Source organism: Streptomyces ruber (assembly GCF_014648075.1).
Lineage (GTDB): Bacteria > Actinomycetota > Actinomycetes > Streptomycetales > Streptomycetaceae > Streptomyces > Streptomyces ruber.
This window is the reverse complement of sequence record NZ_BMQK01000002.1, coordinates 482,806-501,326: the sequence shown is the minus strand read 5'-3', so window position 1 is coordinate 501,326 and position 18,521 is coordinate 482,806. Positions and strand designations below refer to the sequence as shown.

17 protein-coding genes are annotated in these 18,521 nt (G+C 73.6%); 7 read left to right on the top strand and 10 right to left on the bottom strand.

Going from position 1 to position 18,521, the window contains the following annotated elements; all coding sequences use genetic code 11:
• Positions 1–185: 185 nt before the first annotated feature.
• From IEZ04_RS06685 to IEZ04_RS06670, 4 genes are read right to left on the bottom strand one after another with little or no spacing between them, the layout of a single operon-like run.
• Positions 186–773, bottom strand: coding sequence for a hypothetical protein (locus IEZ04_RS06685; protein ID WP_189215748.1), 588 nt, complete (start codon positions 771–773; stop codon positions 186–188).
• Positions 774–780: 7 nt separating this feature from the next.
• Positions 781–1,659 carry a carbohydrate ABC transporter permease gene (locus tag IEZ04_RS06680; RefSeq protein WP_189215747.1) on the bottom strand — a complete coding sequence of 293 codons (879 nt, stop codon included), beginning with the start codon at positions 1,657–1,659 and terminating at the stop codon, positions 781–783.
• Positions 1,656–2,606 (bottom strand): carbohydrate ABC transporter permease, encoded by a 951-nt coding sequence (locus IEZ04_RS06675; RefSeq protein ID WP_189215746.1) that lies wholly within the window; start codon positions 2,604–2,606, stop codon positions 1,656–1,658. The genes IEZ04_RS06680 and IEZ04_RS06675 overlap by 4 nt, the downstream gene beginning before the upstream one ends.
• Positions 2,603–3,913, bottom strand: a complete 1,311-nt coding sequence (locus tag IEZ04_RS06670) for an ABC transporter substrate-binding protein (protein WP_189215745.1) — start codon at positions 3,911–3,913, stop codon at positions 2,603–2,605. Before IEZ04_RS06670 ends, IEZ04_RS06675 begins: the two co-directional genes overlap by 4 nt.
• Positions 3,914–4,062: 149 nt before the next feature.
• Here IEZ04_RS06670 and IEZ04_RS06665 point away from each other — a divergent pair, with 149 nt between their 5' ends.
• The 3 genes from IEZ04_RS06665 to map all read left to right on the top strand — a co-directional run bounded on the left by IEZ04_RS06665 (position 4,063) and on the right by map (position 5,973).
• Positions 4,063–4,500, top strand: a complete 438-nt coding sequence (locus IEZ04_RS06665; RefSeq protein ID WP_189215744.1) for an SRPBCC family protein — start codon at positions 4,063–4,065, stop codon at positions 4,498–4,500.
• 209 nt (positions 4,501–4,709) lie between these two features.
• Positions 4,710–5,069: a DoxX family protein gene (locus tag IEZ04_RS06660; protein WP_189215743.1), complete on the top strand. Its 360-nt coding sequence runs from the start codon at positions 4,710–4,712 to the stop codon at positions 5,067–5,069.
• A 121-nt stretch (positions 5,070–5,190) separates the two neighbouring features.
• Complete coding sequence (map, locus tag IEZ04_RS06655; RefSeq protein ID WP_189215742.1) at positions 5,191–5,973, top strand: type I methionyl aminopeptidase; 783 nt, start codon at positions 5,191–5,193, stop codon at positions 5,971–5,973.
• A 33-nt stretch (positions 5,974–6,006) separates the two neighbouring features.
• On the opposite strand, the gene IEZ04_RS06650 is transcribed toward map, so the two are convergent.
• The 4 genes from IEZ04_RS06650 to IEZ04_RS06635 form a co-directional block, all read right to left on the bottom strand.
• Positions 6,007–7,158: an XdhC family protein gene (locus tag IEZ04_RS06650; RefSeq protein WP_189215741.1), complete on the bottom strand. Its 1,152-nt coding sequence runs from the start codon at positions 7,156–7,158 to the stop codon at positions 6,007–6,009.
• 82 nt (positions 7,159–7,240) lie between these two features.
• Positions 7,241–9,652 carry a xanthine dehydrogenase family protein molybdopterin-binding subunit gene (locus IEZ04_RS06645; RefSeq protein WP_189215740.1) on the bottom strand — a complete coding sequence of 804 codons (2,412 nt, stop codon included), beginning with the start codon at positions 9,650–9,652 and terminating at the stop codon, positions 7,241–7,243.
• 7 nt (positions 9,653–9,659) lie between these two features.
• Positions 9,660–10,199 carry a (2Fe-2S)-binding protein gene (locus IEZ04_RS06640; protein ID WP_189215739.1) on the bottom strand — a complete coding sequence of 180 codons (540 nt, stop codon included), beginning with the start codon at positions 10,197–10,199 and terminating at the stop codon, positions 9,660–9,662.
• Positions 10,199–11,089 carry an FAD binding domain-containing protein gene (locus IEZ04_RS06635; RefSeq protein ID WP_189215738.1) on the bottom strand — a complete coding sequence of 297 codons (891 nt, stop codon included), beginning with the start codon at positions 11,087–11,089 and terminating at the stop codon, positions 10,199–10,201. The genes IEZ04_RS06640 and IEZ04_RS06635 overlap by 1 nt, the downstream gene beginning before the upstream one ends.
• 277 nt (positions 11,090–11,366) lie before the next feature.
• Here IEZ04_RS06635 and IEZ04_RS06630 point away from each other — a divergent pair, with 277 nt between their 5' ends.
• Positions 11,367–13,115: a PucR family transcriptional regulator ligand-binding domain-containing protein gene (locus IEZ04_RS06630; RefSeq protein WP_189215737.1), complete on the top strand. Its 1,749-nt coding sequence runs from the start codon at positions 11,367–11,369 to the stop codon at positions 13,113–13,115.
• Positions 13,116–13,267: 152 nt separating this feature from the next.
• Entirely contained in the window at positions 13,268–14,044 is a 777-nt protein-coding gene (locus IEZ04_RS06625) for a hypothetical protein (RefSeq protein ID WP_189215736.1), read from the top strand.
• A 148-nt stretch (positions 14,045–14,192) separates the two neighbouring features.
• Here the strand turns inward: IEZ04_RS06625 and IEZ04_RS06620 are convergent, their stop codons facing one another.
• The gene (locus tag IEZ04_RS06620) at positions 14,193–15,107 is read right to left on the bottom strand and encodes a GntR family transcriptional regulator (protein ID WP_373296263.1); all 915 of its coding nucleotides are present in this window, start codon (positions 15,105–15,107) and stop codon (positions 14,193–14,195) included.
• A 205-nt stretch (positions 15,108–15,312) separates the two neighbouring features.
• On the opposite strand from IEZ04_RS06620, the gene IEZ04_RS06615 reads away from it, so the two are divergent.
• On the top strand, positions 15,313–16,155 hold the full coding sequence (locus IEZ04_RS06615) for a (2Fe-2S)-binding protein (RefSeq protein ID WP_189215735.1): 843 nt from the start codon (positions 15,313–15,315) through the stop codon (positions 16,153–16,155).
• A gap of 343 nt (positions 16,156–16,498) precedes the next feature.
• Entirely contained in the window at positions 16,499–17,539 is a 1,041-nt protein-coding gene (locus tag IEZ04_RS06610) for a DUF2637 domain-containing protein (protein WP_189215734.1), read from the top strand.
• A gap of 104 nt (positions 17,540–17,643) precedes the next feature.
• Here IEZ04_RS06610 and IEZ04_RS06605 read toward each other — a convergent pair whose 3' ends face one another.
• A complete protein-coding gene (locus tag IEZ04_RS06605) occupies positions 17,644–18,075 on the bottom strand; it encodes an ATP-binding protein (RefSeq protein ID WP_229820890.1) in 432 nt (143 codons plus the stop codon).
• Positions 18,076–18,521 lie beyond the last annotated feature (446 nt).

Genomic DNA, 18,521 nt, shown 5'->3' with positions numbered 1-18,521 from the left:
CGCTCACCGTTCACTGATGTGCGGCGCGCGAGTACCCCCCTCTTACTCGACTGAGACGGAGGGGGAAGCGGTTGCGCCGGGGCGGTACATGTGCTCCGTGGCCGCGCCCTTGAAAGGTCCGCGGGGAACTGCGCGACCAGCCACGACGCACCCGAAGACAAGAACGGCGAGAACGCGCCGCCCTCTCAACGCCCCATCCGCACATCCACCGCCACAACCGCCAGAGCCAACGGCCCCGGCACCAGAAACGCCAGCGGCAGCAACATCCCCGCGGCCAGCACGGCGGCCGCCAGCGCCAGCAGCACGAGACCGCTCCCGCCCACATCCCGCACCGCGTCACGCCCCGCCGCCCGCACCGCCCCGCGCCAGTCCTCCACCGACTCGGGCCGCCCGCACGCCCGCAGCCCCACCACGGCGGCCCCCGCAGTGATCGCGGCGGCGACGGCCGCGAACAGCGGGGCGCCCGGCAGCCCCGCCCGCACGAGCGCCAGATCCGCAACGACCAGCAGCACCCCCGCGAGAGCGACGGCGCCCGCGGCCAGGTCACCGCCGCGCAGCCGCCGCCGCAGCAGCGCCGCGTACCGCCCCGCGGTGACCGGCCGCCCCTCCCGGGCGCCGCGCAGCACCGCGCACGCCGTGGACAGCGCGGCGGGCGCGGTCACCAGCGGCAACGACGCCACCGCCGTGGCCAGCCCCACGCTCAGCACGTCCGCGAACAGCGTCATGCGAGGCCCGAAGAGCTCGCCCGCCTCTCTGCTCGTTCCCACCGGCATCACCCCTTCACCCCTTCACCCCGGAGCTCGCCATGCCCTCCACCAGGAACCGCTGGAAGGCCAGGAAGAACAGCACGATCGGCAGCAGCGCGATCACCGACATGGCGAACATGGGCCCGAACGACGACTGGCTGGAGGCATCCACGAACGACCTCAGCGCCAGCGTCAGCGTGAACTTCTCCGGCGAGAAGAGGTAGATCAGCTGGGTGAAGAAGTCGTTCCAGGTCCAGATGAAGGTGAAGATCGCCGTGGTGATCAGGGCGGGCCGGGTCAGCGGCAGCACCACCGACCGGAAGGCCCGGAACGGCCCGCAGCCGTCGATGCGCGCCGCCTCCTCCAGCTCCCTGGGCAGCCCGCGCATGAACTGCACGATGAGGAAGACGAAGAACGCCTCCGTGGCCAGGAACTTCGGCAGGACCAGCGGCCAGTAGGTGTTCACCATGCCGAGCTGGTTGAAGATGATGTACTGCGGGATCAGCACCGCGTGGTGCGGCAGCATGATCGTCGCGATCATGAACGCGAAGAGCGGCCCGCGCAGCCGGAACCGCAGCCGCGCGAAGGCGTACGCGGCCAGCGAGCAGGACAGCACGTTGCCGAGGACCGCACCGCCCGCGATCAGCAGCGAGTTGCTCAGCAGCCGGCCCACGGAGACGTCGTTCACGCCGTCCAGCGCGGTCTCGTAGTTCGACCACTCCAGGGTGCCGGGGAGCAGGTTCAGGCTGGCGATCACCTCGTCGGCGGGCTTCAGCGAGGTCGCGAGCAGCCAGGCCAGCGGGTACAGCATGACGAGCAGCGCGGCGAGACAGCCGGCGTGCAGGGCCACGCGTCGCCGGTTGACGGGCGGCTTCCGGCCCGCGGCCGTGGTGGTGGGTGCGGCGGTCGTCATCGGTCGTCCCCCTCGAAGGCGTAGAAGACCCAGGAGCGCGAGGTGCGGAACAGCACGGCGGTGACCGCGCCGATGACGAGGAGCAGCACCCAGGCCATGGCGGAGGCGTAGCCCATGTGGGAGGCGACGAAGCCGCGGTCGTACAGGTACAGCGTGTAGAAGAGCGTGGAGTCGGCGGGGCCGCCCTTGCCCGCGCTGACCGCGAAGGCGGGGGTGAACACCTGGAAGGCCTGGATGGTCTGGAGCACCAGGTTGAAGAAGATCACCGGGGAGAGCATCGGCACGGTGACGGACAGGAACCGCCGCCACCGGCTCGCCCCGTCGACCGCCGCCGCCTCGTACAGCTCCGCGGGTATCTGCTGGAGCCCGGCGAGGAAGATGACCATGGGCGCCCCGAACTGCCACACGGTCAGCAGCGCGACCGCGAGCAGCGCCCAGCCGGGCCGGTTGACCCAGCCGCCGGTGCCGAGCAGGTTGTCGACCGTGCCGCCGTCGTTGAAGAGCGCCCGCCAGACGAGGGCGATGGACATGGAGGCGCCGAGCAGGGACGGCGCGTAGAAGGCGGAGCGGTAGAAGCCCTTGCCGCGCTTCATGTTCTTCAGGGCGAGGGCGACGACGAGGGCGAGCGCGAGCTGCAGGGGGACGGCGATGACGACGTACGTGAGGGTCGCGGCCACCGACCGCCAGTAGCGGGGGTCCTCGGTGAACATCTGCGTGTAGTTGCGCAGGCCCACCCAGGACGGCGGGTTGAACAGGTCGTAGTCCGTGAAGGACAGGTAGAGCGAGACCGCCATCGGCAGCAGGGTCAGCAGCACGGCGCCGAGCACCCACGGGGAGAGGAACACCCAGGCGGCGCCCTCGCGGCGGCGCCCGGCGGGCCTGCGGGCGCCGGTGGCGGCGGGCCGTTCCGGCCGCCGTAGGGACGCGGAGGTCTGTGTGGTGGTCACCGGAGTTCCGCCTTCGCGTGGGTGACGTAGTTCTCGGCCGCCTCGCGGGGGGACATCCGCTCGTACGACACCTGGTCGTAGTCGCGCGCGAAGGTGGTCTGCAGGGCGCTGTCGCCGGACGGGGGCGCCTGCGGCGGGGCGTCGAGCTTCCCGTCGAGCGAGGTGTGGAAGTCGTACATGGTCCGGTCGAAGCCCGTGAGGCCGGCGGCGATGTCCTCGCGGATCGCGTCGTTGACCGGGATGCCGCGGGTGGCGCCGAGGATCTCCGCGGCGTCCGGGTCGTTCAGCATGAAGTCGATGAGCCGCGCGGACTGCTCCGGGTGCGCGGTGTCGGCGGCGACGCCCATGAACATCGACGGCTTGAAGTACTGCCCCGGGGTGCCGTCCTCGCCGGACGGGGTCGGCGCGAGGGTGATGCCGCTCGGTATGAGCGGCAGGAAGCCACTGCACGGGGCGTCCCAGTTGTAGTCGGACACCGCCGTCCCGCGCCCGAGCGGGGTGTTCTCCACTGTGCCGTCCATCTGGGTGGTCTGCTCGGCGGCCGAGACGGCGCCCTCGCGCCGCAGCCCGTCGGTGAAGGTCCACCAGCGGGTCAGGTCGTCGGCGGTGAAGCCGAGGGCGCCGTCCTCGGTGTACAGCGCCTTCCCCTGCCCCCGCAGCCACACCTCGAAGGCGTCCTCGCTCTGGCCGGGGTCGGTGCCGCCGGGCCTGCCCGTCCGCTCGGCCAGCTGCCGCATGGTGTCGGCCCACTCGCTCCAGGTCCAGCCCGCGCGGGGCGGCGCGACACCGGCGGCCTCCCACTGCTCGGTGTCGTACACGACCGTCTCGGTGCCGCGTCCCTGCGGGACCGCGTACAGCCTGCCGTCGATCCGGCCGGTGCCGAGGAGCCCCTGGTCGAACTCGCTCGTGTCCAGCACCGCCTGCGGCTCCGGTCCGGCGAGGTCGAGCAGGACCCCGCCGGTCGCGTACTGGTCGATCATGCGGTAGTCGAGCTGCATGACGTCGGGGGCGTCGCCGCCGGCGGCCTGGGTGGCCAGCTTCTGCTTGTAGGCGTCGTAGCCGGAGAACGAGGTCTGCACCTCGATGCCCGGGTGCTTCTTCTCGAAGAGGTCGAGCGCGGCCTCGGTTCTCGCCGCCCTGTCCTGGTTGCCCCACCAGGTGTAGCGCAGCACGACCGTGCCGTCCGTGCCGGTCGCCTCGTCCTCCGCACCGGAGCAGCCGGTGAGCACCGCGCAGAGGGCGAACGCGGCGGCCGCCGCGCGGGACGCCCGGGACGTCCTTGTCCTGTCTCCGGTGTTTCCGGGCATGGACGAGTCACCTCTTCCGCTAGAGCGCACGCGCGAGAAAGCGCTTCCATCCCGGGCCCAACCTAGGGAAGATCCAGATGCCGCAACAAGACCCGTGCACCACATCCGCCGTACGCCCTGCCGCCCGGGCCGGGGCCTACGATCCCCTCGTGGCCCTCTTCGCTCTCGCACGCGTCACCCCCCTGCCCGTCGACGAGGCCTGGCGCCGGCTCACGGACTGGGAACGTCACGCAGACGTGGTCCCGCTGACCCGGATCACCGTCCTGACCCCGCCGCCCACGCGCGCGGGCACGGCCTTCGTGGGCCGCACGGGCGCCGGCCCGCTGGGCTTCGACGACCCGATGGAGGTGGTCGTGTGGGAGCCGCCCGCACCGGGCGGTCCCGCCCGGTGCCGCCTGGAGAAGCGGGGCGGCCTCGTCCGGGGCTGGGCGGAGATCGAGGTCCGCCCGCACGGCGCCGGCGGGGCACGGGCGGTGTGGCGGGAGGAGCTGTCGCCGCGCTTCCTGCCGCCGCTCCTCGACCGTCCCCTGAAGTGGGCGGCCCGGTGGATGTTCGGCCGGGCCGTGGACCGGCTGCTGCGGCCGTAGGCGGCCGCGACGGCCGGCCGCCTACGAGGACGGCCCGGCTGCCGCTTCCCGGCCGGACATCGACCGTGGCCGGTGGACGTCACCGCGGGGCGGCGGGAAAGCTGAGCGGACACCTCGGTCCGGTGCGGCCCTGTGCGGCGGTGAGCGCGCGGAGCCCGCCGGCGCACTCCGCATCCGCCCGCGACAGCCGGAAGCGAGGCACGCCGCCCATGGTCACCGCATACGTCCTCATCACCGTCCTCACGGTCCTGGCCAACGCGGGGATCGCCGTCGCGGATCTCGCCGGGGCCCGGTTCGTCCTCGCCAACTCCGCCGAGGTGGGCGTCCCGCTCACCTGGCTCCCGTGGCTCGCCGCCCTCAAGGCCGCGGGCGCCGCCGGACTGCTGCTCGGGCTGCTGGGCGTCCCGGTCGTCGGCGTCGCCGCCGCGGCCGGGCTGGTGCTCTTCTTCACCGGCGCCGTCGCGGCACACGTCCGCGCCGGCGTCTACCACAACATCGCGTTCCCCGGCGGCTACCTGGCCCTGGCCGCCGCCTCCCTCGTCCTCGCCGTGCCGCACCAGGTGCACTGACCGTCGAGCGCGGGTCGGGGCGTTCAGCGCCCCTCCCCGGCCCGGCAGGGAAGCGCGCGCCGATTCTAATACCGGTATAGTAAGACCGGTATTGTTATTGGCAGCGCGCGAAGGACGCCCCATGATCGAAATCCTGAACCCCACCCTGCTGGCCCGGGCACGGGACACCGGCGCCCTGGTCGCCGACATCCTGCAGACGCTGAGGAGCCGCAGCACGGTCGGCACGAACCTCCTGGACATCGACCGATGGGCCAAGGAAATGATCGTCGGGGCGGGGGCGCGGTCCTGCTACGTCGACTACGCGCCGTCCTTCGGACGGGGCCCGTTCGGCCACTACATCTGCACGGCCGTCAACGACGCCGTACTCCACGGCCGCCCGTACGACCGCACGCTCGCCGACGGCGATCTGCTGACCCTCGACCTCGCCGTCTCCAAGGGCGGGGTCGCCGCGGACGCCGCCATCAGCTTCCTCGTCGGCGACACGAGGCCCCCGGAGAGCGTCGCGCTGATCAGCACCACCGAGCGCGCGCTGGCCGCGGGGATCGCCGCCGCCGGGCCCGGGGCCCGCATCGGCGACATCTCCCATGCCATCGGCACCGTCCTCAGCGAGGCGGGATACCCGGTCAACACCGAGTTCGGCGGTCACGGCATCGGATCGACGATGCACCAGGACCCGCACGTCGCGAACACCGGGCGGCCCGGCCGCGGGTACAAGCTGCGCCCCGGGCTGCTGCTGGCCCTGGAGCCGTGGATCATGGCGGACACCGCCGAGCTCGTCACCGACGCCGACGGGTGGACGCTCCGCAGCGCGACGGGCTGCCGGACGGCACACAGCGAGCACACGATCGCCATCACCGAGGAGGGAGCCGAAATCCTCACCCTGCCGAAGCGGGCACGGCCCTGAACCGGATCCGGTTCCCCCGGGGTTCCGGGGGGCTCAGGCCACCACCCCCGCCCGCCCCGCCCTCGCAGGCACCGCGTCATGGTGGATCGGCGTGTGCGCCCCCCTCAACGGTGCTCCGCTGCCCCCGTGGCGTGCCGCCACGATCTCCGCGGCGATGGACAGGGCCGTCTCCTCCGGTGTGCGGGCGCCGAGGTCGAGGCCGATCGGGGACCTGAGCCCGGCCAGTTCCCGTTCCGTCACGCCCTCCTCGCGCAGCCGGGCGGTGCGGTCCAGGTGGGTGCGGCGGGAGCCCATCGCGCCCACGTACGCCACCGGCAGCCGCAGTGCGCGCTTCAGCAGCGGTACGTCGAACTTGGCGTCGTGGGTCAGCACGCACAGCACCGTCCGGGCGTCCACCTCCGTGCCCTCCAGGTACCGGTGCGGCCACTCGACCACCACCTCGTCCGCCTCCGGGAAACGGGCCGGCGTCGCGAACACCGGGCGGGCGTCGCACACCGTCACGCGGTAGCCGAGGAACGTGCCGACGCGGACCAGCGCCGACGCGAAGTCGATCGCGCCGAAGACGATCATGCGGGGCGGCGGGACCGAGGACTCGACCAGGACCGTCAGCGGCTGCCCGCACCGCGAGCCCCCCTCCCCCACCTCCAGCGTGCCGGTGCGCCCGGCCGCCAGGAAGGCGGCGGCCTCGCCCCGCACCGTACGGTCCAGTGCCGGACGGTCGCCGAAGCCGCCCTCGTACGAGCCGTCCCCGCGGACCAGCACCGCCCGGCCGAGCAGGTCCGCCGGGCCCGAGACGATCCTCGCCAGCGCCGCCGCCTCGCCGCGGGCGGCGGCGGACAGGGCGGCGGTCAGGACCGGGCGGGCCGGGTCCCCGGACCGTACCGGCGTGACCAGGATGTCGATGACGCCACCGCAGGTCAGGCCGACCGCGAAGGCGTCCTCGTCGCTGTAGCCGAACCGTTGGAGGACCGGGTCGCCGTCCTGGAGTGCCTGGGTGCACAGGTCGTAGACGGCGCCCTCCACACAGCCGCCGGACACCGAACCGATCACCGTGCCCTCGGTGTCCACCGCGAGCGCGGCGCCGGGCCGGCGCGGTGCGCTGCCGCCGACGGCCACCACCGTGGCCACGGCGAACTCGCGTCCCTGCGCCGCCCACCGGTGCAGTTCTGCGGCGATGTCCAGCATCTCTCGGTCTCCTCGGTCTCCTCGGACGGCGGTCGGACGGTGCCTGCGACGGGGGGAGGGATCGGGTACCCAGAGCCACCGCCTACGTGCCCGTGTCCGTTCCCGTCAGGTGTTCCGGCCGTACCGGCGTCCTGTTCAGCTCCAGCCCCGTCGCGTCCCGGATCGCCGCGAGGACGGCCGGGGTGGACGACAGGGTGGGCGCCTCGCCGATGCCGCGCAGCCCGTACGGGGCGTGGTCGTCGGCGAGTTCGAGCACGTCCACCGGCATGGTCGGCGTGTCGAGGATGGTGGGGATGAGGTAATCGGTGAAGGACGGGTTCCGGACCTTCGCCGTGCGCGGGTCGACCACGATCTCCTCCATGACCGCGATGCCCAGGCCCTGCGTCGTGCCGCCCTGGATCTGGCCGATCACCGACAGCGGGTTGAGCGCCTTGCCGACGTCCTGGGCGCAGGCAAGTTCGATCACCTTGACCAGGCCGAGCTCCGTGTCGACCTCGACGACGGCGCGGTGCGCGGCGAAGGAGTACTGCACGTGCCCCCTGCCCTGGCCGGTGCGCGGGTCGAACGGCTCGGTGGGCCGGTGCCGCCACTCCCGCTCGATCTCGACGGCCTCGTCCCCGAGCACGTCCGCCAGGTCGGCCAGCGCCTCTCCGGCGTCGGTGACGACCTTGCCGCCCTCCAGGAGCAGTCCGGCCGTCGCCCAGGCCGGGTGGTACGGGCCGAACTTCCGGCGCCCCAGCTCCAGGACCCTCTCGCGCACCAGCTCGCACGCGTGCTTCACGGCGCCGCCGGTGACGTACGTCTGGCGGGACGCGGACGTCGAACCCGCCGAGCCGACCCGGGTGTCGGCCGGCTGGATGGTGACCCGGGTGACGCCCAGCTCGGTGCGGGCGATCTGCGCGTGGACGGTGACGCCGCCCTGGCCGACCTCCGCCATCGCGGTGTGGACGGTCGCCACCGGCTCGCCGCCGACGACCTCCATGCGCACGCGCGCGGTGGAGTAGTCGTCGAAGCCCTCGGAGAAGCCGACGTTCTTGATCCCGACCGCGTAGCCGATCCCGCGGACGACGCCCTCGCCGTGCGTGGTGTTGGACAGGCCGCCCGGGAGCTGCCGTACGTCCACGCCCTCGCTGCTCTCCCACTGACGCTCGGGCGGCAGGGGCATCGCCTTGACGCGGCGCAGGAGCTCGGCCACCGGCGCCGGGGAGTCGACCACCTGCCCCGTCGGCATGACGGAGCCCTGCGACATGGCGTTGAGCTGCCGGAACTCCACCCGGTCCATCCCCACCGCGTCCGCCAGGCGGTCCATCTGCGCCTCGTACGCGAAGCACGCCTGGACCGCGCCGAAGCCGCGCATGGCGCCGCAGGGCGGGTTGTTGGTGTAGAGGGCGAGCGCCTCGATGTCCACGTCGTCCACGACGTACGGGCCGACGCCGAGCGAGGAGGCGTTGCCGACGACGGCCGGGGAGGCGGAGGCGTACGCGCCGCCGTCCAGGACGATGCGCGCCTTCACGTGGGTCAGGCGGCCGTCGCGCGTCGCCCCGTGCTCGTAGCGCAGTGTCGCCGGGTGGCGGTGGACGTGGCCGAAGAAGGACTCGAAGCGGTTGTAGACGATCTTGATCGGTTTGCCGGTGCGCAGGGCCAGCAGGCAGGCGTGGATCTGCATCGACAGGTCCTCGCGGCCGCCGAACGCCCCGCCGACCCCCGCCAGCGTCATCCGCACCTTCTCCGGGGGGAGGCCGAGGACGGGTGCGATCTGGCGCAGGTCGGAGTGGAGCCACTGGGTGGCGATGTAGAGGTCGACGCCGCCGTCCTCGGCGGGGACCGCGAGCCCCGACTCGGGGCCGAGGAACGCCTGGTCCTGCATGCCGAAGACGTACTCGCCCTCGACCACGAAGTCGGCGCGGCGGCGGGCCTCCGCCACGTCGCCCCGCACGATCGGCTGGCGGTGGAGGATGTTCGGGTGGGGGACGTGGGCCGCGTGGTGATCCGTGCGGTCCTCGTGGAGCAGGACCGCGTCCGGCGCGGTCGCGGACGCCTCGTCCGTGATCACCGGCAGCTCGCGGTACCCGACCCTGATCCGGGCGGCGGCGCGGCGCGCGGTCTCCGGGTGGTCGGCGGCGACGATGGCGACCGGTTCGCCGTGGTGGCGGACCCTGCCGTGGGCGAGGACCGGGGTGTCCTGGATCTCCAGTCCGTAGTGCCGCACGTCGGTGGGCAGGTCGTCGTAGGTCATCACGGCGTACACGCCCGGCACGGCGAGGGCCTCGGCGGTGTCGATCGAGACGATCTCGGCGTGGGCGACGGGGGAGCGCAGGATCTGGCCCCAGAGCATGTCCTCGTGCCACATGTCGGAGGAGTACGCGAACTCGCCGGTGACCTTGAGGGTGCCGTCCGGGCGCAGCGTGGACTCGCCGATGCCGCCCCTGGTGCGGGCGCCCTGCGTGAGGTGGGTGATGTTGGCGGGCAGGCCTGCCGTTCCCCTGCTTCCCATGGTCACGTCACGTCCCCTCGGACTGCCGGGCGGCCGCCAGGCGGACCGCGTCCATGATCTTCTCGTAGCCGGTGCAGCGGCAGAGGTTGCCCGACAGTGCCTCGCGGATGTCCGCGTCGGCCGGCATGGGGTTGCGCTCCAGCAGTTCGTCGGCGGCGACGAGCAGGCCGGGGGTGCAGAAGCCGCACTGGACGGCGCCCGCGTCGACGAACGCCTGCTGGACGGGGGCGAGACGGGTGTCCTCGCCGGCCTGGGAGTGGGTGCCCCCGGCCCGCGGCGGACCGTCCCCGGACCGCTGTCCGGCGTACTCCGCGAGCCCCTCCACGGTGACGACCTCGCGGCCCTCCGCCTGTCCCGCCGCGACCAGGCACGCGCACACCGGCACACCGTCCAGGCGGACCGTGCAGGACCCGCACTCCCCCTGTTCGCAGGCGTTCTTGGAGCCGGGCAGGCCGAGGCGCTCGCGCAGGACGTACAGCAGGGACTCGCCCTCCCAGACGTCGTCCGCCTCCTGCGGGCGGCCGTTGACGGTGAAGTGGACGCGCATCAGGCGGCTCCCTCCGTGCCGCGGCGCGCGCCGCGGTACTCCTCCCAGGCCCAGTTCAGCGTGCGGCGGGCCAGTACGCCGACCGCGTGGCGGCGGTAGCCCGCGGTGCCGCGGACGTCGTCGATCGGGTCGCAGGCGGCGGCGCACAGCTCGGCGAAGCGCCGGGCGACGGACGGGGTGACGGCCTGGCCGTCGTCCCAGAAGCCGCCTTCCTCCAGCGCCGCGTTCAGGAAGTCCTCGGCGACCGTGGCGCGGACGGGCGTGGGCGCGGCCGAGCCGATGCCCGTACGCACCGTCCGGGTCGCCGGGTGCAGCGCAAGACCGAAGGCGCACACCGCGATGACCATGGCGTTGCGGGTGCCGACCTTCGCGTACTGCTGCGGGCCGTCGGCCCTCCTGACGTGCACGGCGCGGATCAGCTCGTCGGGGGCGAGCGCGTTGCGCTTGACGCCGGTGTAGAAGTCGTCGACCGGGATGCGCCGGGAGCCCCGTACGGACTCGGCCTCGACCTCGGCGCCCGCGGCGAGCAGCGCGGGGTGGGCGTCGCCGGCCGGGGAGGCGGTGCCCAGGTTGCCGCCCACGCTCCCGCGGTTGCGGATCTGCGGGGAGGCGACCGTGTGCGAGGCGAGGGCGAGGGCCGGCAGCTCGGCCCGCAGGTCCTCCATGATCCGGGTGTACGGCACCGAGGCGCCGAGCCGCACGCGGTCCTCGCCGACCTCCCACTCGTACAGATCCCCGACGCGGTTCAGGTCGAGGAGGTACTCGGGACGGCGGTGATCGAAGTTGATCTCGACCATCACGTCGGTGCCGCCCGCGATCGGCACGGCGGTGGGGTGCTCGGCCTTCGCGGCGAGCGCCTCCTCCCAGCTGGCGGGGCGAAGGAAGTCCATGACCGGCTCTCTTCTTCTCTGGGGAGTCGTCCGGTTCGTTCGGTACTGCCCAGCGTGGCGGCAGGGAACGCAGCCAGTACACCGGGTGTCCCCCATCGGGGTCAGTCACCGAAACCATGAAGGAGTTGCCTGGCCGGAGCGGCGGTCTTGTAGATTCATATGAAAGGAGGTCGTCAGAAACCTCGCCGTTTCCCCCGGGAAACGAGAAGCACTTGCACACCCGGACAGGGTCCGGACGAGAACGACACGAGACCACGAGGAACGGCGGCGAAGAGACATGCGGCTGCGCGCACTTCTGGACACCGACGCGCTGGGGCTGCGGCTGCTCGGCGGTGAGGACGAGCTGGACCGCACCGTGCGCGGTGTGATGACCACGGACCTGAGGGACCCCAGCCGCTACCTCTCGGGCGGCGAACTGGTGCTCACCGGGCTCGCCTGGCGCCGGGACGCCGCCGACTCCGAGCCGTTCGTACGCATCCTGGTGGGGGCCGGCGTCACCGCGCTGGCCGCGGGCGAGGCCGAGCTGGGGCCCGTTCCCGAGGACCTCGTCGAGGCGTGCGGCCGGCACCGGCTGCCGCTGTTCGCGGTCCACGAGTCGGTGGCCTTCGCGACGATCACCGAGCACGTCGTGCGGCAGGTCTCGGGCGAACGCGCCGGGGACCTCGCGGCCGTGGTGGACCGGCACCGCCGCATGATGACCTCGGGCCCGGCGGGCGGCGGCCCGGACGTGGTGCTCGACCTGCTGGGCTCCGACCTCGACCTGCGCGCCTGGGTGCTCTCCCCCACCGGGCGGCCCGTCGCGGGCCCGAGGGCCGACGGGGCCGTGCTCCCCGCCGACGTGGCCACGCGGCTGGCCGCCGAGCACCTGGCGGCCGGGCGCACGGGCCGGCGCGGACCCCACCGGGTGACGGTCGGCCCGACGACGTACTCGCTGTTCCCGGTGCGCGGCGGGCACCGCCCGGCGGCGGCCGCGGACGGCCCGGACCGGGGCGCCGCCCGCGACGTGCGGCAGGCCGTGCTCTCCGACTGGCTGCTCGCGGTCGAGGCCGACGCCGGGGACTGGGCCGAGGAGCGGCTCGACCTGCTGCACGGGGTGACCCAGCTGATCGCCGTGGAGCGGGACCGGCGGGACGCGGCGCGCACCGTACGGCGGCGGCTCGCACAGGAGGTGCTCGAGCTGGTGCAGGCGGGTGCCGCGCCCGGCGAGATCGCGGCCCGGCTGCGGGTGGCGGCGCCGGTGCTGCTGCCCGGGGTGGGCGCCGCCCCGCACTGGCAGGTGGTCGTGGCCCGGGTCGAGTGGGACGACGGGCACGACGCACGGGACGGGTCCGGGGCCGGGAGCTCCTCGGCCGGGGCCGACGGCGGGCCGGTCGCGCAGGCGCTGCTGGAGGAGATCCTGGTCGCGCCCCGGTCGTCCGGGGCGTCCGGGACGGAGTACGCGGACCGGATCGCCGTCGCGCACAACGGCGCCGAGGCGGTCGCGCTGGTGCCCCTTTCGGCCATGACGGGCGAGCACGACGGCCCGGAGAGCGGCGTCCTCGCCGACGCCCTGCTGGAGGCCGTGCGTGTGCCGCTGACGGCGGGCCTGGACGACGACGGACGGCTCACGCTCGGCGTCAGCGCGGCGGTGCACTCGGCCGAGGGGCTGCGGGGCGCGCTGGAGGAGGCCCGGCACGCGCGCCGGGTGGCGGCGGCACGGTCCGGGCGGGTCTGCGCGGCCGGCCACCAGGAGCTGGCCTCGCACGTGCTGCTGCTGCCGTTCGTCCCGGACGACGTGCGCCGCGCCTTCACCGCCCGGCTCCTCGACCCGCTGCGGGACTACGACCGCCGGCACCGCGCGGAGCTGATCCCGACGCTGGAGGCGTTCCTCGACTCCGACGGTTCGTGGACGCGCTGCGCGGCGCGGCTGCACCTGCACGTCAACACGCTGCGGTACCGGGTGGGCCGGATCGAGCAGTTGACGGGCCGGGATCTGTCCCGCCTGGAGGACAAGCTGGACTTCTTCCTGGCCCTGCGCATGAGCTGAGGTCACGGGGGTGCGCACCGGATCTCACGCCGCGCTGTCCACACCCCATGACTTTGTGAAATCCTTCACCCAGCCCCTTGGCCGGGTGCCGCGTTCCGTGCTGAGATGCGGCCACCACTCAACAGCTCGATGACGTGCTAGGGGAGGGCAACGTGGCGCATACCGCCATGTCTGGTACAGGAACGACCGAAGGTGACGATCCACTCCAGACCGCGGTATGGCGGCTGCGCTCGCGCGCCTGCTGGGCCGACGCGGCGGCGCTGCTGAGGCCGACCACGGCGGCGGCCGCGCTCCAGCGGGCCGCACTCCTGGTGGAGCGGTGCCTGTACACCGAGCAGGGCTGGGAGGAGGCCGAGGACGCGCTGCGCACGGCGGAGGCGCAGGCCCGGAGCGACGACGAACGGGGTGCCGCGGCCTGCGAGCGCGGGCAGCTGGGGTACGCGGCGACGGTCCTGGGCGTGCGGGACCGGGCCGACGAGGCGCGTGCCGCGCTCGGCCGGGCGGCGGCGCTGATCGCCCCGGGCGCCCCGGGCCGGGCACTGCTGGACTTCCGCCGGGGGCTGCTGGCCGAGAACCTGGCCCGCTCCCCGCAGGCCGCCCGCGCCGCCTACCGCCGGGCCCACGCGGCCGCCACCGCGCACGGCGATCCGCTGCTGCTCTCCTCCACCTGGCGGCACCTGGCCGGGCTCGCCCTGCGCGACGGCGAACTGGCGGAGGCCCGGCAGGGGTTCGCCGAGTCGCTGCGGATCCGTGAGGAACTGGGCTACCTCGTCGGTACGGCGCCCGCGCTGGTGTCCCTGGCCGACGCGGAGACCGAACCGGAGGCGACCCGGCTGCGCGCGGAGGCGACCCGGCTTTTCCGCCTCCTGGGCGGCGTCCCGACCTGGCTGGCCGAACGGCTGGCTCCACCGCCGGCGACGGCGGTCTGAGCCGGCGACGGCGCTCCGAGCCGGAGACGGCGGTCCGAGCCGGAGACGGCGGTCCGAGCCGGGGCGGCGCTCCGAGCCGGGGCGGCGCTCCGAGCCGGGGTGGCACTCCGAGCCGGGGCGGCGCTCCGAGCCGGAGACGTGCGGCCGCTCACACCGCGCCGAGCGGTAACGAGGTGCCGAAGTGCTGTTCCACCAGGCACTCGACGGCCTCCAGGTCCTGGGCCCCGAGGGCGTCCAGGAGGGCGATGTGCTCCGCCGCGTCCGCCATCAGCTCGGTGCGCACGGCGGCCGAGGGGACGCTGCTGCGCGGCAGCTGGGTGCGGCGGTGCAGGTCGCAGGCGAGCCGTACCAGCTGCTCGTTGCCGGCCCGGCCGAGCACCGCGCAATGGAAGGCGCGGTCGGCCTCGCCGTAGGCCAGCCGGCAGCCGGAGGACGCGGCGCGCGCCGCGTCCTCGGCGAGCGGCCGGAGTTCCGCCCAGCGCCCGGCGGGCACCGTGCGGGCCAGGCTCAGGATCACGGGGACCTCCAGCAGGGCGCGGATCCCGGCCAGCTCGGCCAGCTCGCGGGCGCCCCGCCGGACCACGCGGAAGCCGCGGTTGGGCACCACCTCGACGGCGCCCTCCAGGGCCAGCTGCTGCATGGCCTCGCGCACCGGCGTCGCGGACACCCCGAAGCGCTCGCCGAGCGCGGGCGCCGAGTACACCTCCCCCGGCGTGAGCTCCCCCGCCCCGAGCGCGGCCCGCAGGGCGTCGAGTATCTGCCCGCGGACGGAGGACCGCTGCACGACCGGGCGGGCCGGGTCGCCGGGGCGGACCGGGCCGTCCGGGTGCGGTCGCGACAGGGACGGGCCGTCGTGCACGTGCTCGCCCCTCGCCCGGTCGGCACCGGCCGCGTGCGGGCCGCCCACGGCGCGCGCGGTGTGCCCCTGGCCCCGCGACCGGTCCGCCTCCGCCGCCCGCTGCTGCACGGGCACCCGCGCGGCACGCGGACACGCCTCGGGGCGCCCCGCCCCGGCCTCGGTGCGGGCCTGCGGGTCACGCGTGCGTGGGCCGGCCTGCTCCACGGGTTCCTCCTGCGGGGTCGCTGTTGCACGGGTGCTGGGTGCCCAAGGGCGTTACCCGGGTTGTTACCGGTCGTAAAGCACCCTAAGCGCACCAAGCGCCAGTTCAAATACGGATTTCATCAGGTAAGGTGAGGCTTACCTTTTGTTGATCAATCGCCGCCTCGATCGTCGACTCGATCGCCGACCGCGACCCCGGGGGCCTCGCATGCCGCTCACAGCACCGGCCGTCTCGCCCGTCATGGACGCGTACACCCGCCTCACCGAGGTGTTCCCCGGGCTCGGGGTCATGGAGCTCTCCCCCGCGGACGAGATGCCGCGGGGCGACGGCTGGGCGGAGGCCGCCCGGCTCGCGGCGGGCGGGGCGGACCTCGAGGCGTTCCTCGCCTGGGACGACGAGCAGGTGCTGCGGGACTACGGCCGCAAGGCCCGCCCGGACGTCGTCGCGAGCTTCGCGCTGCACCGTTACGCCTGGCCGGCCTGCCTGCTGTTCACCCTCCCCTGGTTCCTGGTGCGCCGCGTCCCCCGCCTCCCGGTGGAGCACGTCGCCTTCCACCGCGGGCTCGGCCGCATGGCGGTCCGGATCGGCGGGTTCGCCTGCCTGCCCGACGACCCGGCGGCGGGCCTGCCCGGCGCACGCGTCGTCCCGGACGAGGAGGCGCTGCGCGCCGAGGTGCGGACGGCCGTCGCCGAGCACCTCGGACCCCTGCTCGACGGCTTCGGCCCCCGTATGCGGCGGCGCGGGCGCGCCCTGTGGGGCATGGCGACCGACGAGATCGTCGAGGGCCTCTGGTACGTCGCCCACCTCCTCGGCGAGGAGGAGCGCGCGATGCGCGAGCTGGAGCTGCTGCTGCCGGGCGCGACCAAGCCGTACGCGGGCGCCGCGGCCTTCCGCGAGCTGACCGGGCCGAACGGCGAGTCGCTGCCCACCCGGGACCGGGCCAGCTGCTGCATGTTCTACACGCTGCGCCCCGAGGACACCTGCGCCACCTGCCCGCGCACCTGCGACGCCGACCGCGTCGCCAAGCTGACGGCCGGCGCCGCGAGCTGACGGCGCATCACATCCGGCCCCCCGGCCAGGCGTCCGGCCGAGGGTGTGGGCACAGGTGTGCGACGAGGTCCCGTAAGATCATCCCGCGATGCGGGCCGCCCGCGGGTCACAGGTGCTTCACAACTTCCTCACCTGCCGCAGGAACTTTCGTGAGAACCATCCGTACGGGTAGTCTTATTCGCACTCAACTCCCGGCCTTCGCGCGGCAGTTCGAGCAGATTGCCGCCCGGTGCATCCCCTTGCCCTTCCTTGGCGGTCTGTTGCCCCGAAACCCCCCTGAGGGCCGAGGGGATTGGTCCACTATGGCGGGCGTTACGCCCTATCCCAATGCAAGGGACCCGTGATGAGATTGACCGACATATCGCTGAACTGGCTGCTTCCGGGCGCCGTACTGCTCCTGGGGCTGCTGGCGGCGGTGGCGGTGCTGGCGCGCGGCAAGAAGTCCGGGGAGCACGCGAAGACCGAGGACTCGTGGGAGCGCAGCGAGGAGCGCCGCAGGCGCAAGGAGGCCATATACGGAACGGCCTCCTACGTCCTCCTCTTCTGCTGTGCCGCGGTCGCGGCCGCGCTCTCCTTCCACGGGCTGGTCGGCTTCGGCCGGCAGAACCTGAACCTGTCCGGCGGCTGGGAGTACCTGGTCCCGTTCGGCCTGGACGGCGCCGCCATGTTCTGCTCGGTGCTCGCGGTGCGTGAGGCCAGCCACGGTGACGCGGCGCTCGGCTCCCGGATACTCGTGTGGACGTTCGCGGGCGCGGCGGCCTGGTTCAACTGGGTGCACGCCCCGACGGGCACGGGCCACGAGGGCGCCCAGCACTTCTTCGCCGGCATGTCCCTGTCGGCCGCGGTGCTGTTCGACCGCGCGCTCAAGCAGACCCGTCGTGCCGCGCTGCGCGAGCAGGGCCTGATCCCGCGTCCGCTGCCGCAGATCCGTGTCGTCCGCTGGGTGCGGGCGCCCCGGGAGACCTACAAGGCCTGGTCGCTGATGCTCCTCGAGGGCGTGCGCAGCCTGGACGAGGCCGTGGACGAGGTGCGCGACGAGAAGCGCAAGAAGGAGCAGGAGCGGCAGCGCCGCCGCGACCAGGAGAAGCTGGAGCGCGCCCAGCTGAAGGCGATCAGCCGCGGCCACCGGCGCACGCTCGGCCGTGGCGACGGCCGGCAGGTCGAGGTGGCGACCGTCGAACGGGCCCCCGCGCCCGCCACCGCGGAGCCTGCCATATCCGGCGCGGAGCAGCTGCCCGTGCGTACCCGGCCCTCGCTGCAGCCCGTCCGCAGCGGTTCCGACAAGCAGACCGTTGACCTCACCGCGGAGGACGACACACAGGCCCTCCCGCGACTCGACTCCCTGGAGCGCAAGCTCAAGGACCTGGAGCAGCAGTTCGGCTGAGCACTCCGGCGGACGCCCGGACGACCGACAGCTCCATGACGAGGGGGCGCGGCCCGTACGCCGCGCCCCCTCGCCGTTCCCTCTCTCTTCTTTCGCCGGTTCGCTCAGGCCGCTTCCGCGTGGAGTTCGAACCACACCGATTTGCCCACTCCGTGACTCCGCACGCCCCACGCGTCCGCGAGGGACTGGACCAGGTACAGACCCCTGCCGTGCGTATCGCAGTCGGCGTCCGATACGCGCAGCCGGGGTTTGCGAGCCACGAAGTCCCGTACCTCCACGCGCAGTCCGCGTGCGGTGACGGTCGCCGTCAGCACGGCGTCGTGATCGGTGTGGAGCAATGCGTTGGTGACGAGTTCACTGGTCAGCAGCTCGGCGACATCCGACCTGCCGGGTTCTCCCCAGGTCTCGAGCAGCTCTCTGAGCGCCCGCCGAACCTCGGGGACCGCGCGCAGGTCCGCCCGTGCCAGCCTGCGCCGGAGCTGTTCCGCCCCCGGCCGGTCCGGTGCGCCGTCGGCCGCCGCCTCCGCCTTCTCCATCGAAGAGGCTCCGACCCCCATGGAACCACCCCCTCGTGCCTGCCTTCTCATGACCCCCGCCCGCACGCCGAAGTCGAATCCTTCCTGCTCGAACACGTTCACGAGATCCATGCCCGGGCGTGGAACACGGCAGTCATGCTGAATCGTGAACCACCGCGCGTGATCGGTCGAACGCGCTCCGTCAAACCGAACCGCTGATTGCCGTGAGAGCGTTCCCATCCACGGGGAAAAGCCTGTTGAAGGGTCGTCAAAGGGGCATTCCGGCCCGTTCGGCCGTCGCCGGGCCGACCGCGCCCGCCGGTTCCGCACGTCCAGGGACGCCTGCCGATCCGGCCGTACCCGACCAGGCGCCGGGGGCTACGCGCCCCGCGGACGCCTCCCACGAGGTGGGTCAGCCGGACCGGCTCACGGATCGGCGCCGGATCGCCCGGAAGCACCGGGGCGCC

Bases quoted from the DNA above. Each gene is read 5' to 3' on its own strand.
- IEZ04_RS06685 (WP_189215748.1), bottom strand. From the start codon at position 773: ATGCCGGTGGGAACGAGCAGAGAGGCGGGCGAGCTCTTCGGGCCTCGC.
- IEZ04_RS06680 (WP_189215747.1), bottom strand. From the start codon at position 1,659: ATGACGACCGCCGCACCCACCACCACGGCCGCGGGCCGGAAGCCGCCC.
- IEZ04_RS06670 (WP_189215745.1), bottom strand. From the start codon at position 3,913: ATGCCCGGAAACACCGGAGACAGGACAAGGACGTCCCGGGCGTCCCGC.
- IEZ04_RS06660 (WP_189215743.1), top strand. From the start codon at position 4,710: ATGGTCACCGCATACGTCCTCATCACCGTCCTCACGGTCCTGGCCAAC.
- map (WP_189215742.1), top strand. From the start codon at position 5,191: ATGATCGAAATCCTGAACCCCACCCTGCTGGCCCGGGCACGGGACACC.
- IEZ04_RS06650 (WP_189215741.1), bottom strand. From the start codon at position 7,158: ATGCTGGACATCGCCGCAGAACTGCACCGGTGGGCGGCGCAGGGACGC.
- IEZ04_RS06645 (WP_189215740.1), bottom strand. From the start codon at position 9,652: ATGGGAAGCAGGGGAACGGCAGGCCTGCCCGCCAACATCACCCACCTC.
- IEZ04_RS06640 (WP_189215739.1), bottom strand. From the start codon at position 10,199: ATGCGCGTCCACTTCACCGTCAACGGCCGCCCGCAGGAGGCGGACGAC.
- IEZ04_RS06635 (WP_189215738.1), bottom strand. From the start codon at position 11,089: ATGGACTTCCTTCGCCCCGCCAGCTGGGAGGAGGCGCTCGCCGCGAAG.
- IEZ04_RS06630 (WP_189215737.1), top strand. From the start codon at position 11,367: ATGCGGCTGCGCGCACTTCTGGACACCGACGCGCTGGGGCTGCGGCTG.
- IEZ04_RS06615 (WP_189215735.1), top strand. From the start codon at position 15,313: ATGCCGCTCACAGCACCGGCCGTCTCGCCCGTCATGGACGCGTACACC.
- IEZ04_RS06610 (WP_189215734.1), top strand. From the start codon at position 16,499: ATGAGATTGACCGACATATCGCTGAACTGGCTGCTTCCGGGCGCCGTA.
- IEZ04_RS06605 (WP_229820890.1), bottom strand. From the start codon at position 18,075: ATGGAGAAGGCGGAGGCGGCGGCCGACGGCGCACCGGACCGGCCGGGG.